The 16488-nt window shown below is 75.1% G+C and carries 12 protein-coding genes; 7 read left to right on the top strand and 5 right to left on the bottom strand.

Annotation, left to right across the window (positions count from 1 at the left end):
* The first annotated feature begins 136 nt into the window (after nucleotides 1-136).
* Both ACGFZP_RS02955 and ACGFZP_RS02950 read left to right on the top strand, forming a co-directional pair.
* Nucleotides 137-2371 (top strand): MMPL family transporter, encoded by a 2235-nt coding sequence (locus tag ACGFZP_RS02955; protein WP_392928328.1) that lies wholly within the window; start codon nucleotides 137-139, stop codon nucleotides 2369-2371.
* 125 nt (nucleotides 2372-2496) lie between these two features.
* Nucleotides 2497-3390, top strand: coding sequence for a phosphotransferase enzyme family protein (locus ACGFZP_RS02950; RefSeq protein ID WP_392927899.1), 894 nt, complete (start codon nucleotides 2497-2499; stop codon nucleotides 3388-3390).
* Nucleotides 3391-3639: 249 nt separating this feature from the next.
* Here ACGFZP_RS02950 and ACGFZP_RS02945 read toward each other — a convergent pair whose 3' ends face one another.
* Nucleotides 3640-4044, bottom strand: a complete 405-nt coding sequence (locus ACGFZP_RS02945) for a hypothetical protein (RefSeq protein ID WP_392927898.1) — start codon at nucleotides 4042-4044, stop codon at nucleotides 3640-3642.
* Here ACGFZP_RS02945 and ACGFZP_RS02940 point away from each other — a divergent pair.
* Nucleotides 4034-4591, top strand: a complete 558-nt coding sequence (locus tag ACGFZP_RS02940) for a polysaccharide deacetylase family protein (RefSeq protein WP_392927896.1) — start codon at nucleotides 4034-4036, stop codon at nucleotides 4589-4591. The two genes, ACGFZP_RS02945 and ACGFZP_RS02940, sit on opposite strands and share 11 nt — an antisense overlap.
* Before the next feature lie 264 nt (nucleotides 4592-4855).
* Complete coding sequence (locus tag ACGFZP_RS02935; RefSeq protein WP_392927894.1) at nucleotides 4856-5404, top strand: hypothetical protein; 549 nt, start codon at nucleotides 4856-4858, stop codon at nucleotides 5402-5404.
* A gap of 49 nt (nucleotides 5405-5453) precedes the next feature.
* On the opposite strand, the gene ACGFZP_RS02930 is transcribed toward ACGFZP_RS02935, so the two are convergent.
* The 4 genes from ACGFZP_RS02930 to ACGFZP_RS02915 form a co-directional block, all read right to left on the bottom strand.
* Complete coding sequence (locus ACGFZP_RS02930; protein ID WP_392927892.1) at nucleotides 5454-6155, bottom strand: exonuclease domain-containing protein; 702 nt, start codon at nucleotides 6153-6155, stop codon at nucleotides 5454-5456.
* A 93-nt stretch (nucleotides 6156-6248) separates the two neighbouring features.
* Nucleotides 6249-7514: a Dyp-type peroxidase gene (locus ACGFZP_RS02925; RefSeq protein WP_392927890.1), complete on the bottom strand. Its 1266-nt coding sequence runs from the start codon at nucleotides 7512-7514 to the stop codon at nucleotides 6249-6251.
* Between the two features lie 246 nt (nucleotides 7515-7760).
* Nucleotides 7761-8216: a GNAT family N-acetyltransferase gene (locus ACGFZP_RS02920; RefSeq protein ID WP_392927888.1), complete on the bottom strand. Its 456-nt coding sequence runs from the start codon at nucleotides 8214-8216 to the stop codon at nucleotides 7761-7763.
* 60 nt (nucleotides 8217-8276) lie between these two features.
* The gene (locus ACGFZP_RS02915; protein ID WP_387951287.1) at nucleotides 8277-9554 is read right to left on the bottom strand and encodes an SAV2148 family HEPN domain-containing protein; all 1278 of its coding nucleotides are present in this window, start codon (nucleotides 9552-9554) and stop codon (nucleotides 8277-8279) included.
* A 403-nt stretch (nucleotides 9555-9957) separates the two neighbouring features.
* On the opposite strand from ACGFZP_RS02915, the gene glgX reads away from it, so the two are divergent.
* The 3 genes from glgX to treZ all read left to right on the top strand — a co-directional run bounded on the left by glgX (nucleotide 9958) and on the right by treZ (nucleotide 16469).
* Entirely contained in the window at nucleotides 9958-12090 is a 2133-nt protein-coding gene (gene glgX / locus ACGFZP_RS02910) for a glycogen debranching protein GlgX (protein WP_392927886.1), read from the top strand.
* Between the two features lie 144 nt (nucleotides 12091-12234).
* Nucleotides 12235-14742 (top strand): malto-oligosyltrehalose synthase, encoded by a 2508-nt coding sequence (gene treY, locus ACGFZP_RS02905; RefSeq protein ID WP_392927884.1) that lies wholly within the window; start codon nucleotides 12235-12237, stop codon nucleotides 14740-14742.
* The gene (treZ, locus tag ACGFZP_RS02900; protein ID WP_392927883.1) at nucleotides 14739-16469 is read left to right on the top strand and encodes a malto-oligosyltrehalose trehalohydrolase; all 1731 of its coding nucleotides are present in this window, start codon (nucleotides 14739-14741) and stop codon (nucleotides 16467-16469) included. The genes treY and treZ overlap by 4 nt, the downstream gene beginning before the upstream one ends.
* The last annotated feature ends 19 nt before the right edge of the window (nucleotides 16470-16488 follow it).

Genomic DNA, 16488 nt, shown 5'->3' with positions numbered 1-16488 from the left:
ACTGTCGATTGCGACGCCGGACCCGCACCCGGCGCCGTTGCCCAGGCGGTCGACCAACCGCCGCACACCCGGCGCTCGACCGCCGCTCTCCCTGGGGGGAACTCCCGTGAAGACCAAGCTCGGCACGGCTGCCGCGATGGGCGCCTGGAGCGCCCGGCACAGAAAGACGGCCGTCTTCGGCTGGCTGCTCTTCGTCGTCCTCGCCGCCTTCCTCGGCGGCATGCACGGCAGCAACGAGGTCAAGGAGTCCGAGGCGATGCCCGGACAGGTCTCCCGCGCCGCCAAGATCCTCGACGAGGCCGGACTCAAGTCGCCCGCCGGCGAGACCGTCCTGGTCCAGAGTGCCACCCTGACCTCCGACGCCCCGGCCTTCCGGGCCGCCGTCGAGCAGGTGGTCACCGGCGTCAAGGCCACCGGCAAGGCCTCCGACGTCCGCTCCCCCTACGACACCAGGGCCGTCTCGGCGGACGGCCGCTCGGCGCTCGTCCAGCTCACCGTCACCGGCGAGCGCGAGGAGGCCCTGAAGAACGTCCCGGCCGTCCTGGACGCCGTCGCCCAGGTCCAGAAGCAGCACCCCGACCTCACCGTGGTCGAACTCGGCGACGCCAGCTCCGGCAAGTGGATCGAGGAGCAGTTCTCCAACGACTTCGCCCGCGCCGAGTGGACGGCCGTGCCGCTCGCCCTCGGCATCCTGCTGGTCGCCTTCGGCGCGCTGGTCGCCGCCGTGCTGCCGGTGGTCCTCGCCATCACCGCCTTCATCGCGGCCGGCGGACTGGTCGCCCTGAGCAGCAGCTTCCTGCACACCAGCAACAACGCCAGCTCGGTGATGCTGCTGGTCGGCCTCGCCGTCGGCGTCGACTACTGCCTCTTCTACCTGCGCCGCGAGCGCGAGGAGCGGGCCGCCGGACGCGACCTGGAGACCGCCCTGAAGATCGCCGCCGCCACCAGCGGCCGGGCCGTCCTGGTCTCCGGCGTCACCGTGGTGGTCGCCATGGCCGGCATGTTCCTCACCGGCATCGCCGAGTTCCAGGCGATGTCCTACGCCACCATCGTGGTCGTGATCACCGCCGTACTCGGCTCGCTCACCGTGCTGCCCGCGCTGCTGTCGATGCTCGGCGACCGGGTCGACAAGGGCCGCGTCCCCTTCCTCGGCAAGCTGCGCCGCCCCGACGACGCCGCCACCGGCGGCCGGGTCTGGAACGCAGTCCTCACCCCGGTGCTGCGCCGCCCGCTGGCCGCCACCCTGCTCTCCGGCGCCCTGCTGGTCGGCCTGGCCGCGCCGCTGCTGACCATGCACACCGCCAACCTCACCTTCCAGCAGCAACTGCCCGAGGGCAACGCCCTGGTGGCCACCTCGAAGAAGATCGAGGCCGCCTTCCCCGGCAGCCCGGCCCCCGCCACCGTGGTGGTCAAGGCCGCCGACATCGACTCCCCCGCGATGACCGCCGCGATCGCCGACCTCAAGGCGAAGGCCCTGGCCAGCGGCAGGATGCACGGCCCGGTGGACATCACGGTGCACCCCGACAAGAACATCGCCACCATCGACATCCCGCTCAACGGCACCGGCAACGACTCCACCAGCAACGCCGCGCTGAAGACCCTGCGCAACGAGATCGTCCCCGCCACCGTGCTCAAGGTGGCCGGGACGGAGGCCCCGGTGACCGGGCGCACGGCCGGCTCCTATGACTTCAACGACAAGATGACCGGCTCGATGCCGCTGGTGTTCGGCTTCGTGGTGGCCTTCGCCTTCCTGCTGATGCTCGCCTCGTTCCGCTCGCTGGCCGTCGCCGCCACCGCCGTGGTGCTCAACCTGCTCTCGGTCGGCGCCGCGTACGGGGTGCTGACACTGGTCTTCCAGCACGGCGTGGGCGCCTCCCTGCTGGGCACCGCCGGGGTCGGCGCGGTCGAGTCCTGGGTCCCGCTGTTCCTCTTCGTGATCCTCTTCGGCCTCTCGATGGACTACCACGTCTTCGTGGTCTCCCGGATCAAGGAGGGCCGCGACCGGGGCCTGCCGACCCGGGCCGCCATCGCGCACGGCATCCGCTCCACGGCCGGGGTGGTCACCAGCGCCGCGGTGATCATGGTGGCGGTGTTCGCGGTCTTCGGCACCCTCTCCATGCAGGCGATGAAGCAGATGGGCGTCGGCCTGGCGGTCGCGGTGCTGATCGACGCGACGATCATCCGCGCGGTGCTGCTGCCCTCGGTGATGACCCTGCTCGACGAGCGCAACTGGTACCTGCCGTCCTGGCTGCGCTGGCTGCCCGACCTCTCGCACGGCGAGTCCTTCCCGCCGGTCGGCGCCCACGACGGGCCGCTCGCCCCGGCCCCCGCCGAGCCGGCCGCGGCACGGCACCGCCGGATCGAGGTCTGACCCGCCAGGCCGCCCCACCCGACGGCTCCAGCTCCCCCCTGGCCGGGCCCCGCATCACGCGGGGCCCGGCCCGCGTTTGCCAGAATGATCACCGTCCCCTGGCCGCCACCACGGAACGGACCCCGATGACCCCCTTCGACGAGGGCCGCGCCCGCCTGCTGCTCGCCCACGCCTGCGAAGCCGCCGGCCTGCCCGACCCGGCCGGCGCCCGGCTGCTCGCGCTCGGCGAGAACGCCGTCTTCGACCTTGGCGACCCGGCCGTGGTCGCCAAGGTCGGCCGCGGCCCCGAGCTCCACGAGCGGGCCCGCCACGAGCTGGCCGTCGCCCACTGGCTGGCCGACCGGCGGATCCCCGTGGTCCGCCCGTACGACGCCGTCGCCCCCGGGCCGCAGCTCGCGCACGGACACCCCGTCACCTTCTGGCACCGGCTCGCCCCCGCCGAACGGCCCGCGCGGCCGGCCGACCTCGCGCCGCTGCTGCGCGCCCTGCACGGACTGCCGACGCCGCCCCTGCCGCTCGCCCGGCGCGACCTGCTCGCCCCGGTCGAACGCTGGCTGGCCTCCGCCGAGGGCCACATCGACCCGGCCGACGCCGCCTTCCTGCGCCGCCGCCGGGACGCCTACGCCGCCGCCCTGCCCGATCTGACCCCGCATCTGCAGCCCGGCGTCATCCACGGCGACGCGCTGCCGCGCAATGTGCACGTCGGCCCGGACGGGCCCGTCCTGCTCGACCTGGAGAACGTCTCGCAGGACCTGCGCGAGCACGACCTGGTGGTGCTCGCACTCAGCCACGACCGGTACGGCGTCCCGGCCGAGGAGTACCGGGCGTTCACCGAGGAGTACGGCTGGGACGTCCGCGAGTGGCCCGGCTTCGCGGTGCTGCGCGGGGCCAGGGAGACGGCCAGCGCCTCCTGGGTCGCGCAGCAGGCGGCGGGCAACCCGGCCGCGCCGGCCGAGTTCCGCCGCCGGGTGGCCTCGCTGCGCGAGGGCGCCACGGACGTGCACTGGTACGCCTTCTGAGCCGTACTCCACCCGGATCCTCGCAACCGCCGGGGCTCTGGTGGGCGTCCTATCGGACAGTCATCCTGACCGAGGGACCGGTACCCGCCTCAGCACCTCAGGAGCCGCAGCCATGTCGGAGCACGCCGCCTCCCAGCGCCCCTCGCCGCCCGTCCGGCACCGCCGCCCGCTGGTCACGGGCTGCGTCGCGGTGGTCGCCGCCGCACTGGCCCTGGTCGGCTGCGGCACCGCGAACGGCGCGCTCCAGCCTCAGCCGGGCATCACCTCCTCCGGCCCGGTCAGCACGGCGCCGGGTACACCGACCCGGCCGCCCGTGCCGGTACCGTCCACCGCCTCCCCCTCGGGCGGCGCACCCTCCAGCGCCGCGCCGAGCAGCGCCACACCGAGCGGCACCGCGCCGAGGCCGAGCAGCCCCGGACCGAGCAGCCCCGGACCGAGCAGCGCCGCGCCGAAGCCGTCCACCGCCCGGCCGTCCGCGCCCAAGCCGCCGCCCGCCACCTCCAAGGCGCCGGCCCCCGCGAAGCCGCCGTCGAGCGCCCCGGCCACCAAGGCGCCCACCGCCGCGCCGACCCCGCCACCCGCACCGCCCGCGAGCGGGGTGCCGACCTCGGTCGTCCGCTCCACCGCCTCCGGCGGGCGGACGGTGGCGCTCACCTTCGACGACGGCCCGGGCACCGCCACCGGCCAGGTCCTCGACCTGCTCGCCCAGTACGGCGCCAAGGCGACGTTCTGCCAGATCGGCCGGCAGGCCGCAGCCAACCCCGCCATGGTCCGGCGCATCCTGGCGGCCGGCCACCGGCTCTGCGACCACAGCGTGCACCACCCGCAGCCGTTCGCCGCGCTCCCGCACGACAGGGCCGGGTACGAGATCTCGGCCGCCCGGGACATGATCGTCCAGGCCGGCGGCCCGGGCACCCGGGTGGGCTGGTTCCGCGCCCCCGGCGGCGGGTTCACCGCCGACAACCAGCGGATCGCCGCGGAGCTCGGCATGCGGCCGCTCGGCTGGTCGGTCGACCCCCGCGACTGGTCCCGCCCGGGCGTCCCCTCGATCGTCTCCGCCGTGCAGAGCCAACTCAGGCCCGGCGGTGTGGTCCTGCTGCACGACGGCGGCGGCGACCGCAGCCAGACCGTCGCCGCGCTGCGGCAGCTGCTGCCCTGGCTCGTCGCCCAGGGGTACCGCTTCGACTTCCCGGCGGGCTGATCCGCTCCGCCGCCTTCCCCGGGACGGCAGGGCGCCGACCGGCGGCGCAGCACGGGGAGGCGGGTGGACGGGCCCTGCGCTAGCGTGAAAACGCGGTCCGATCAGGTCGATCCGGACCGGACCCCTCATCCGGTTCGGACTCGAACGAGGCTTTCAGGCCAAGTCCTGTGCTCGATACCGGGACCCCCGAACCCCCCTCGAACCGCCAAGGGCCGGCCAGCCTGCCGAACGGGCGAACCGTGCCACTTGCCGCCGGGAGTGACGATGGCCAGTTACGAGACCGCCAAGGCGAGGGCCTTCGCCCACGCCACCACGACCGTCCTCACCGGCGTGCCGCTCGACGCACCCGAGGACCACCCGCTGCGGCAGGCCGGCAGTCTGCCGATCCAGGTGTGCGTGTGCGTGACGGACCCCTGCCCCTGCGACGGCCACCCGATCGTCTGGGCGGACGAGGCCGCCGTCCGCAGCCGCGCCACGACGGGCCGGCTGACGAGCGGCGGCGACGAGGTCTTCGACTTCGCGATCGACGTGGACGCGTCGGTCGTCGTCGAGACCTTCAGCCGGGTCAAGGCGTCCGAGGCCGCCGGGCTCACCGGTGCCGCGCGCCCCGCGGCGCCCCCGCCCTACATCGTGCGGCGCCGCCCGGACGCGGCGCGCAGCGCGCGGCGGGACAGCCCCTGCCACGGCGGCGGCGGGGGCCCCGCCACCCTCAGCGCCGACGCCGGCTGCAACGACATCGAGATCACGGAGAGCGGCGTCACCTACTGCTTCGCCGAGAGCAGCGAGCACTACTGCATCTACGTGCTCTGCTGAGCGGCGGGCCCGGCCTTCGGCGCAGCCGTCAGCCCGGTCGGCGCAGCCCTCAGCGCAGCGGCCAGCGCGGGTCGATGACCGCCTGCGGGTCCTTGGACCTGCGGAGCCAGGCCTCCAGGCTCTCGGCCCACGTGTGGTGCCAGTCGATCTGACGGGCGTGCAGCTCGGCCAGCGGGACGTCGCCGACCTCGCCGGGGTAGCGCTCGGCGAGGGCGACGGCGACCCGGACGGCGGCGAGCGCGTCGCTGCCGGCCTCGTGCGCGTCGGTCAGCTCGACGCCGTACACCTCGCAGACCCGCTGGAGGGTCCGGGATCCCTTGCGGTACTTGTCGACGGCCCGGTCGATCACCAGCGCGTCCAGGACCGGCGCGACCGGCCCGCCGAGCCGCTCGGCCAGCGGCGCCAGCCCGTACCGGCGCAGCTCGGCGTCGAGCAGCGAGAGGTCGAAGGGCGCGTTGAAGGCCACCACCGGGCGGCCGGCGGTGAGCCGCTCGCACAGGGCGGTGGCTATCTCGTCCACCGCCTCCTTGGCCGGGCGGCCCTTGGCGCGGACGAGGTCGTCGCCGATGCCGTGGATCGCCTCCGCCTCGGCGGGGATCGGGACGCCCGGGTCGACCAGCCAGCCGGTGGCGCTCAGCCGGCGGGCTCCGACGGTGTCCACGAGGGCGGCCGTGACGATGCGGGACACGGCCGGGTCGGTGCCCGTGGTCTCCAGGTCGAAGCCGACCAGTGGCTGCTGCCACCAGCTCATAGGGGTGTGTCCTTCCGTCCTGCTGGTCGAAACAGCCCCTATCATCACCCGCCCCACCGACAATGCCGCCGGTGGGGCCGTCGGGTACGGCGCTCAGACGGCGGCAAGCAGCCCCCGGCCGAGCCAGTCGGCCTCGTCCCCGACCCCTGGCAGGACGTAGAAGTAGCCGCCGCCGGTGGGCCGCAGGAAGCGGGCCAGCGGCTCGCCCGCGAGGCGGGTCTGGACGGCCTCGAACTGGCGGGAGAGGTCCTGCTGGTAGCAGCAGAAGGCCAGGCCGAGCTCGGGCTCGCCGTGCTCGTCGAGGCCGCGGTCGTAGTTGAAGGCGCGGCGCAGGATGCGGCTGCCGCGGGCGGCGTCGGTGCGCGGGTTGGCGAGCCGGATGTGCGCGTCGAGGGCGGTGACGGCGCCGTCCGGGTCGGGTCCGAAGTCGGGGGCGTCGGTCTCCTTGGTGCGGCCGAGCGGGGCGCCGTCGGACTTGCGGCGGCCGATCATGCGCTCCTGCTGCTGCAGCGCGACCTCGTCCCAGGGGCCCACCAGGGTGCGGATGGCCCGGACCACCTGGTAGCTGCCGCCGACGGCCCAGCCCGGCTCGCCGCTGTTCGCGCCGACCCAGACCAGCTCGTCCATCTGGCGGGCGGAGCCCGTGTCGGGGTTCTCGATGCCGTCCTTGAAGCCGAGCAGGTTGCGGGCGGCGCCGCTCGGGCGGGCCCGGTTCTGGTAGCCGTCGAGCTGCCAGCGGGGGCGGAGCGCGCTCCCGGTGCTGCGCAGCAGGTCGCGCAGGGCGTGCTGGACGGTGTCGCGGCTGGTCGCGCAGACCTGGAGCAGCAGGTCGCCGTGGCACTCGGCCGGGCGCAGGCCGTCCCCGGGGAAGTCGCGCATCGGGCCGAGGTGGCGGGGCCTGGCGGCGGCGAGGCCGTAGCGGTCGTCGAAGAGCGAGGCGCCGACGGCGAGGGTGACGGTGAGGTCGTCGGTGGGCAGCACCGGGCCGAGGGTGCCGCTGTCGGCGGGTGCGGCGGCGGGTCCGAGGTCGGGCGGGGTGCCGCCGGCGGTGAGGAAGCGGGCCCGGTCGGTGAGGGTGCGCAGGAGCGTCTCCAGCCCCGCGCGGTCGGGGGCCCGGGCGTCGAGGGCGAGGAAGGTGCCGTAGCCGGGCGGCGGGTTGGTGAGGCCGGCCTGGTGGACGCCGTGGAACGGGATGCCGCCGGTCGTCGCGGCGGGCGCGGCCGGGGCGGGCGCGGTGTGGGCCGGGCCGGCGGTGCCGAGGGCGAGCGCCCCGGCGGTGCCGGCGCCGAGGGCGGTGCGGACGAAGCCGCGGCGCGAGGCGCCGGGGCGGCCGGCGCCTGGCGCGTGCTGACTGGTCATCGGTCGGCCTTCCGGATCGTCGGGCGGATGCGGGCGTGCCGAAGCGGGCCGTCCGGCAGCGGGGGGAGTCGACCGCAGGCCGGAACGCCGCCTGCCGATCATGGAATCGACGCTAGCAAGCCCCTCGGGACCTCGCCCGCGCTCGCCCGCTCCGGATGACCGTCCATCGGCTGAACAGCCGCCGGTTGCCGTCCGTCCGGGCTAGGGCCTGCCCCCGGGCCCGACTGGGTCCGGGGCCTGCGGGGCTCAGCCGGCGGCCGGGCGGAGCAGGTAGACGTCGATCGGGTCCTCGGACTCCAGGACGAAGCCGTGCCGTTCGTAGAGCCGGCGGGCCGGGCTGCCCTGGAGAACGTTCAGCCGGACCGGCTCGCCCGCGGCGTCGGCCTCGGCGAGCAGGGTGCGCAGCACGGCGGAGCCGAGGCCGCGGCCCTGGTGTTCGGGGGCGAGGTAGAAGTGCTCCAGCAGGCGGCCGCCCGGCTCGGCGGGGCGGACGGTGACGCAGCCGGCGAAGGCGCCCTCGACCAGGACGATCGAGGTCCACCGGGTGGAGAAGGACTCCCGCAGCCGGCGGCGGACCCGGTGCCCGTCGTAGCGGCCGAGCCGTTCGAGGTCGGGTCGCAGGACCAGGGCGCGCAGTTCGGCGACGGGTTCGATGTCGGCCGCCTCGGCGGGGCGCCTGGTCCAGTCGGGGGTGCTGTCCACCCCGGCAGTCTTCCAGCCGCCCGGCCGGGAGGTCCGGGCGGGCGGCCGCCGGAGCGCACGTCAGGAGACCGGCCGGGAGTCCCCCCAGACGCCCTCGAACTCCTCCCGGTAGACCTCCAGCAGCCCGGCGTCCGTCCCGCCCGGCTGCTGGCCGGCGCCGCCGCGCAGCACCAGGGCGGGCGACTCCATGCCCCGGGCGCGCCGCAGGTAGGGCTGGACCACGCCGAGGTCCCGGGTCTGGCGGCGCGGGCCGCCGGCCTGGCCTGCCGGGCGCGGCCCCTCGACCAGGTAGGCGGTGAAGCGCGGGGTCTCGTCGAAGACCCGGATCTCGAATCCGCCCTGGTCGCGCAGCCGGGCCCGGACCCGGCGCACGTGCATGATGTTCATCTCGATCGCCCGGGCCAGCTCGCCGCGGCCGAGGCCGAGCTCGCGCTCGCGGCGGCGGACGGCGCTGCTGGCCGGGTTGAGGAAGAGCAGCCGGACCCGGCAGCCCTCGGTGGCCAGCCGGACCAGCCGCTTGCCGGTGTAGTTCTGGCAGAGCATGCCGAGGCCGATGCCGAGCGCGTCGAGCCGCCGGGCGCCGTCCAGCAGGTCCTCCACCGGCAGGTCGCGCTGCAGCCTGACCCGGTCGGCGTGCACCGCGACGACGTCCGCGTACCGGCCGGCCACCAGGGACTCCACCACGTCGGCGGGCACCCCGCCGGTGCCGCCGTCGAGCACGGCGAGCAGCCGGGCGGCGGCGCGCTCGGTCTGGGCCAGGACGGTCTGGGTGAGGACGCGGTTGCGGGACACGACGTGCCGGGCGACCTCCAGCTCGTCCAGGGCGAGCTCGATCTCCCGGCGGTCGGCGAGGTACGGCTCGAAGCAGGGCCAGTGCTGGACCATCAGCTCGCGCAGCTGGGGCAGCGTGAGGAAGACCAGCGGGTCGTCGTCGGCCGGGTCGAGCAGGTAGCCCTTGCGGCGGCTGACCTCGCGGACGGCGCCGGCCCGGTGCGCCCACTCCTCGCCGACCGGCCCGGCGGCAGCCGTCACCCAGTCCTCGCCGTGGGCGGGGGCGTAGATGGGGTGCAGCACCTCGTCGACGAGGGAGCGCAGCCGCTGCTCGACCAGGTTGAGCCAGACGTACGCCCGCCCGGCGAGCCGGACCCGCTGGTAGGCGTCCTCCCACTCCGCGCCGGACCAGGCGAGGGCCGGTATCTCGACCGGGCCGCCCTGGGCGGGCACCACGGCCCGGCCGGTCAGGGCGGGGCGCATGACCACGGTCGGCGCCTCGCTGCGGGCGGCGCCCCGGTCGGGACGGTCGGGCCCGCCGCCTCGGCCGCCGGCGGGGAACACCATGCGCCACCTCACCTGGTTCCTGACGAAGCCGCTGCTCTTGCCTGGGCTGCTGCTTCTGCTGGGGCTACTGCTTCTGATGGATCGCCACGAGCGCGGGGGCGGCCGGACGATCAAGGGTACTGCCCGCCGCGAGCCGCTCGCAGCCGGTTGGCCGAGGGCCGGGGCCCGTCCCACCCGCCCCTACCGGCCCAGGGAGGCCCCCCGGACACCCGTTCGGGCGAACAAGTGGCAAATGGCCCCGCTGTCGGGGGACGCGTCGGGGAGTATGCGGACTGTGCCGTGCATCACGGTGCGCGACCGCCGCACATGCCCGGCCGCCCGGCCGGGAAGACAGCGTCCAGGTCCGGGGCGGAGTACCGCATTGCGGGTCAGTTTCCGTTGTTGGCAAGGAAGTTGAGGACTCATGCAGGTCTGGCCAGGGCAGCCCTACCCCCTCGGTGCCACCTACGACGGGGCCGGCACCAACTTCGCGGTGTTCTCCGAGAGCGCCGACCGGATCGAACTCTGCCTGCTCGCCGAGGACGGCTCGGAGACGGCCGTGGAGCTGCGCGAGACGGACGCGTTCGTCCGGCACGCCTACCTCCCGGGCATCCAGCCGGGCCAGCGGTACGGCTTCCGCGTCCACGGCCCGTACAACCCGGGCCTCGGCCAGCGGCACAACAGCGCCAAACTGCTGCTGGACCCGTACGCCAAGGCGATGAGCGGGAACATCGACTGGGACGAGTCGGTCTACGGCTACCACTTCGGCGCACCCGAGCGCCGCAACGACCTGGACTCCGCCCCGCACACCATGCACTCCGTGGTGATCAACCCGTACTTCGACTGGGGCACCGACCGGCCGCCGCGCACCGAGTACCACCGCACGGTGGTCTACGAGGCCCACGTGAAGGGCCTGACCAGGCTCCACCCGGGCATCCCCGAGGAGATCCGGGGCACCTACGCGGGCCTGGCCCACCCGGCGGTGATCGAGCACCTGGCCAAGCTCGGGGTCACCGCGATCGAGCTGATGCCGGTGCACCAGTTCGTCCGCGACCACCGGCTGCGCGACCTCGGCCTCGCCAACTACTGGGGCTACAACACGGTCGGCTTCTTCGCCCCGCACTCCTCGTACTCCTCCACCGGGGACCGCGGCCAGCAGGTGCAGGAGTTCAAGTCGATGGTGAAGGCGCTGCACGCGGCCGGCATCGAGGTGATCCTGGACGTCGTCTACAACCACACCGCCGAGGGCAACCACCTCGGCCCGACGCTCTCGCTGCGCGGGCTGGACAACGTCTCGTACTACCGGCTCGCCCAGGACCAGCGGTTCTACGAGGACACCACCGGCACCGGCAACAGCCTGCTGATGCGCAGCCCGCACGTGCTGCAGCTGATCATGGACTCGCTCCGGTACTGGGTCACCGAGATGCACGTCGACGGCTTCCGCTTCGACCTCGCCGCGACGCTGGCCCGGCAGTTCCACGAGGTCGACCGGCTGTCCTCGTTCTTCGACCTGGTCCAGCAGGACCCGGTGGTGTCCCAGGCCAAGCTGATCGCCGAGCCCTGGGACCTCGGCGAGGGCGGCTACCAGGTCGGCAACTTCCCCCCGCTGTGGACGGAGTGGAACGGCATGTACCGGGACACCGTCCGGGACCTGTGGCGCGGCGAGAACGCCACCCTCGCCGAGTTCGGCTCCCGGCTCACCGGCTCCTCCGACCTCTACCAGGACGACGGCCGCCGCCCGATCGCCTCGATCAACTTCGTCACCTGCCACGACGGCTTCACCCTGCGCGACCTGGTCTCGTACAACGAGAAGCACAACGAGGCCAACGGCGAGGACAACCGGGACGGCGAGTCCTTCAACCGCTCCTGGAACTGCGGCGAGGAGGGGCCGAGCGGCGATCCCGCGGTCGAGGAGCTGAGAGCCCGCCAGCAGCGGAACCTGATCGCCACCCTGATGCTCTCCCAGGGGGTGCCGATGCTCTCGCACGGCGACGAGCTCGGCCGCACCCAGGCCGGCAACAACAACGCCTACTGCCAGGACAACGCGCTCTCCTGGGTGCACTGGCCGGAGGAGGACGGCCCGGCCGCCCGGCTGCTGGAGTTCACCCAGGGCATGATCTGGCTCCGCCGGGACCACCCGGTGTTCCGGCGCCGCCGGTTCTTCCACGGCCGCCCGGTGTCGGGCCGCCCGGCCTCGGGGGCGAGCCAGGACCTCACCGACATCGCCTGGTTCACCCCCAGCGGGGAGGAGATGACCAAGCGCAACTGGGGCGCCAGCTACGCCAAGTCGCTCACCGTCTTCCTCAACGGGCACGCCATCTCGGAGCCGGACCGGCGCGGCGGGCGGATCGTCGACGACTCGTTCCTGCTGATGTTCAACGCGCACTTCGAACCGCTGGAGTTCACCGTGCCGGCCGATCACGGGCAGGAGTGGCAGGTCGTGGTCGACACCGCGCAGCCCCGGCTGCCGGCGCCGGGGACGGGGGCCCGGGTCAAGGCCGGGGACGCGCTCTGGCTGACCGACCGCTCGCTGCTGGTGCTGCAACGCCCCGCGTGAGCGCCCGCCGCCCGTCGTCCGCGGGCCGTCGTCCGCGGTCAGGGCTCGGCGGTCGGCGCCCGGCGGTTCGTGACGGCGGGTGGTTCACCTGTTCGGATCAGCAACGGGTCTTGGTGGCGGGCTCGCGCGGGTAGTCATGGACACATGACCTCCGCCGCCGAGCCCGCTCAGCCACGCCCGGCCGCCGTACCGTCCCGCCCGGCGCCCCCGCCCCCCGAAGCGCCCACCGCCAGCTACCGCCTCCAGCTCCAGCCCGGCTTCACGCTCCACGACGCCACCGCCGCCGTGCCCTACCTCGCCGCCCTCGGTGTCTCGCACCTCCACCTCTCCCCGCTGCTGGAGGCCGCGCCCGGCTCCACCCACGGCTACGACACCGTCGACCACACCCGGATCAGCACCCGGCTCGGCGGCGAGGCCGCACTGCGCGCGCTGGCCGCCGAGGCCCACCGGCACCGGCTCGGGCTGATCGCCGACGTGGTGCCCAACCACATGGCCGTCCCCGTACCCGAACAGCTCAACCAGCCCCTGTGGCAGGTGCTGCGCGACGGCCCCGACTCGCCGTACGCGCGCTGGTTCGACATCGACTGGACCGCCCAGCCGGGCCCGACCGACGCCCCCGGGCGCGGCCGGGTGCTGCTGCCGCTGCTCGGCGACCGGCTCGGCGCGGTCCTCGGCGAGCTGGCCGTCGACGGCGGCGTCCTGCGCTACCACGACCACGCCTTTCCGCTGCGGCCCGGGACCGCCGGCCTGCCGCTGCCCGAGCTGCTCGGCCGCCAGTGGTACCGGCTCGGCTGGTGGAGGCTGGCCCGCACCGAGCTCAACTACCGCCGGTTCTTCACCGTCAACGAGCTGATCGCGCTGCGGGTCGAGGACCCGGAGGTGTTCCGGGCCACCCACGCGGTGCTGCTGCGCCTGCACGCCGAGGGCGTCCTGGACGGCTTCCGGATCGACCACCCCGACGGCCTCGCCGACCCGGCCGGCTACCTGCGCCGGCTCTCCGGGGCCACCGGCGGCGCCTACACCGTGGTCGAGAAGATCCTCACCGGGCCCGAGCGGCTGCCCGCGGACTGGCCGTGCGCGGGCACCACCGGGTACGACGCACTGCGCCGGATCGACGGGGTGCTCACCGACCGGGCCGGCGCCGGGCGGCTGGCCGAGCACTACGAGCACTTCGTCCGGGGCACCTCCGCCGCCGAACCGGGCCCCGACCCGGACACCGCCGGTCCGGGCCCCGCCGAGGCGCACCCCGCCGTCGCCGCCGCCCGGCGCGGTCGGGCCGACATGACCGGCCCCCGGGGCGAGCTGGCCGCCGAGGTCGACCGGCTGGTCCGCCTCGCGGCCCGGATCGGCGCCGCCGAACCCGCCCTCGCCGACCACGCGCCCGGCCGGCTGCACGACGCGCTCCAGCGGGTGCTCAGCGGCTACCCCGCCTACCGCCCGTACGTGCGGCCCGGCGAACCGGCCCCGCCCGACTCGGTCTCCGCCGAGCAGATGCGGGCCGCGCTGGACGGCTCGGACGACGCCACCGACATGCTGGTCGCGGATCTCGCCCTCGGCCTGCTGGGCCGCGGCCCCGAGAAGGACGAGTTCTGCGTGCGCTTCGCGCAGACCGCCGCCGCCGTCGCCGCCAAGGGCGTCGAGGACACCGCCTTCTACCGCTGGAACGCGCTGCTCAGCCTCAACGAGGTCGGCGGCGAGCCGGCCCGGCCCGGCCTGGCGCCCGCGGAGTTCCACGACTGGTGCCGGTCCGTCGAACGCGACTGGCCGCTCACCATGACGGCGCTCTCCACCCACGACACCAAGCGCAGCGCCGACGCCCGCGCCCGGCTCGCCGTCCTCGCCGAGCAGCCCGGGACCTGGGCCGCCGAGGCCGCCGCCTGGTCCACCGCGGCCGGCCCCTGGGCGGACCGGGACAGCGACTGGCTGCTCTGGCAGACCCTCGTCGCGGCCTGGCCGATCGGGCCGGACCGGCTGGTCACCGCCGTGCTCAAGGCCGTCCGGGAGGCCAAGCTGCACACCTCCTGGACGGCCCCCGACGCCCGCTACGAGCAGGCCCTCACCGACCGCGTCCGCGCCGTCCACTCCGACCCTGGGCTGCTCGCCCGGATCGAGGGGTTCGTCCGGGCGATCGCGCCGTACGCCCGCGCCAACACGCTGTCCGCCGCGCTGCTGCACCTCACCGTGCCGGGCGTGCCCGACCTGTACCAGGGCGGCGAGGAGCCGCTGTACACCCTGGTCGACCCGGACAACCGGGAGCCGGTGGACCTGGGCGCGCTGGCCGTACGGCTGACGGACTCCGCCACACCGCGCGCCGACGACCCGGCCCGGGAGAAGCTGCACCTCACCACGACCGCCCTGCACCTGCGGCGGGCCGGCCCGCTGGGGGCGTACCGGCCGCTGGCCGCCGCCGGCGCCGCCGCCGATCACCTGCTCGCCTTCGGGCGGGGCGACGGCGTGATCACGGCGGCCACCCGCCTGCCCTGCGCCCTGGCCCGGGACGGCGGCTGGCGGGACACCGTGCTGGAGCTGCCGGGCGGCGGCCGGTGGACGGACCGGCTCACCCAGCGCTCCTTCGCACCGGGCGCGGTACCGGTGGCGCAGCTGCTGGCGACGTACCCGGTGGCGCTGCTGACCAGGAGGAGCGGGGCATGAGGACGTACCAGGTGTGGGCCCCCTCGGCCGCCGAGCGGGTCGAGGTGGAGGTCGCGGGCGAGCGGCACCCCCTGGCCCCGGACGCCGGGCGGGACGGCTGGTGGCAGGGCGAGGCGCCGACCGGGGACTACGCCTTCCGGCTCGACGACGGACCGCCGCTGCCGGACCCGCGCTCACCCCGGCAGCCGCACGGCCCGGACGGGCCCAGCCGGCCCGTCGACCACGCCGCGTTCCGCTGGTCGCAGACCGGCTGGCGCGGCCGTCCGCTGCCCGGCGCGGTGCTGTACGAGCTGCACGTCGGCACCTTCACCGCCGCCGGGACCTTCGACGCCGCCGCCGAACGGCTCGACCACCTGGTGGAGTTGGGCGTCGACTTCGTCGAGCTGATGCCCGTCTGCCCGTTCCCCGGCAGGCACGGCTGGGGCTACGACGGCGTCTCGCTCTGGGCGGTGCACGAGCCGTACGGCGGACCGGAGGGGCTCAAGCGCTTCGTGGACGCCGCGCACCGCAAGGGGCTCGGCGTCGTCCTGGACGTGGTGCACAACCACCTCGGCCCGTCCGGCAACCACCTGCCCGCCTACGGACCGTACTTCACCGACCGCCACCACACCCCGTGGGGCTCGGCGGTCAACCTGGACGCCCCCGGCTCGGACGAGGTCCGGGAGTACCTGATCGGCAGCGCGCTGGCCTGGCTGCGCGACTACCGGATCGACGGCCTGCGGCTGGACGCCGTGCACGCCCTCGCCGACGACCGGGCCGTCCACTTCCTGGAGCAACTCTCCGGCGCCGTCGACACCCTGGCCGCCACCAGCAACCGCCCGCTGTTCCTGATCGCCGAGTCCGACCTCAACTCCCCGCGCACCACCGCCCCGCGCGAGGCCGGCGGCCAGGGCCTCACCGCCCAGTGGAGCGACGACCTGCACCACGCCCTGCACTGCGCCCTGACCGGTGAATCCCAGGGCTACTACGGCGACTTCGCGCGCGAGCCGCTGGCCGCCGTCGCCCGGACCCTCACCCGGGGCTTCTTCCACGAGGGCGGCTGGTCCTCGTTCCGCGGCCGCGGCCACGGCCGGCCGTTCCCTCCCGCCCACGGGCACCGGCTGCTCGGCTACCTGCAGACCCACGACCAGATCGGCAACCGCGCGCTCGGCGACCGGATCTCCACCGGGCTGCCGCCCGGCCGGGTCGCCGCCGGGGCCGCGCTGGTACTCACCTCGCCGTTCACCCCGATGCTGTTCATGGGCGAGGAGTGGGGCGCGGCCACCCCGTGGCAGTACTTCACCGACCACACCGACCCGGGCCTCGCCGAGGCCGTCCGGCAGGGCCGCCGGCGGGAGTTCGCCGAACACGGCTGGCAGGCCGAGGAGGTGCCGGACCCGCAGGAGCCGGCCACCGTGCTGCGGTCCGTCCTGGACTGGACCGAGCCCAAGCAGACCCCGCACGCCGAGCTGCTGTCCTGGTACCGGAGGTTGATCAGGCTGCGGCGGGAGCGGCCCGAGCTGGGCGACCCGGATCTGGCGGCCGTCCGGGTGGAGTACGACGAGTCGGCGCGCTGGCTGGTGGTGCACCGGGGGGCGTACCGGATCGCGGTCAACCTGGGGGCCGTCGCCGCGCGGGTGCCGCTCGGCGCGGCCGGGCGGGAGCTGGTGGCGGCCTTCGGCGACTGCGCGCCCGACGGTGCGTCGGTACGGCTGGGGGCCGACTCGGTCGCCGTCCTCCGGGTCTGAACCACCCGTCAGGGCCGGG

This window comes from Kitasatospora sp. NPDC048239 (assembly GCF_043202015.1).
In the GTDB taxonomy this organism is placed as follows: domain Bacteria; phylum Actinomycetota; class Actinomycetes; order Streptomycetales; family Streptomycetaceae; genus Kitasatospora.
Note: the sequence above shows the minus strand (reverse complement) of the source record. Positions and strands in the feature narration are given on the sequence as shown.

Excerpts from the sequence above, each read along its gene's own strand:
- ACGFZP_RS02950 (WP_392927899.1), top strand. The coding sequence starts at position 2,497 with ATGACCCCCTTCGACGAGGGCCGCGCCCGCCTGCTGCTCGCCCACGCC.
- ACGFZP_RS02930 (WP_392927892.1), bottom strand. The coding sequence starts at position 6,155 with ATGAGCTGGTGGCAGCAGCCACTGGTCGGCTTCGACCTGGAGACCACG.
- ACGFZP_RS02955 (WP_392928328.1), top strand. The coding sequence starts at position 137 with ATGGGCGCCTGGAGCGCCCGGCACAGAAAGACGGCCGTCTTCGGCTGG.
- treZ (WP_392927883.1), top strand. The coding sequence starts at position 14,739 with ATGAGGACGTACCAGGTGTGGGCCCCCTCGGCCGCCGAGCGGGTCGAG.
- ACGFZP_RS02935 (WP_392927894.1), top strand. The coding sequence starts at position 4,856 with ATGGCCAGTTACGAGACCGCCAAGGCGAGGGCCTTCGCCCACGCCACC.
- glgX (WP_392927886.1), top strand. The coding sequence starts at position 9,958 with ATGCAGGTCTGGCCAGGGCAGCCCTACCCCCTCGGTGCCACCTACGAC.
- ACGFZP_RS02925 (WP_392927890.1), bottom strand. The coding sequence starts at position 7,514 with ATGACCAGTCAGCACGCGCCAGGCGCCGGCCGCCCCGGCGCCTCGCGC.
- treY (WP_392927884.1), top strand. The coding sequence starts at position 12,235 with ATGACCTCCGCCGCCGAGCCCGCTCAGCCACGCCCGGCCGCCGTACCG.
- ACGFZP_RS02915 (WP_387951287.1), bottom strand. The coding sequence starts at position 9,554 with ATGGTGTTCCCCGCCGGCGGCCGAGGCGGCGGGCCCGACCGTCCCGAC.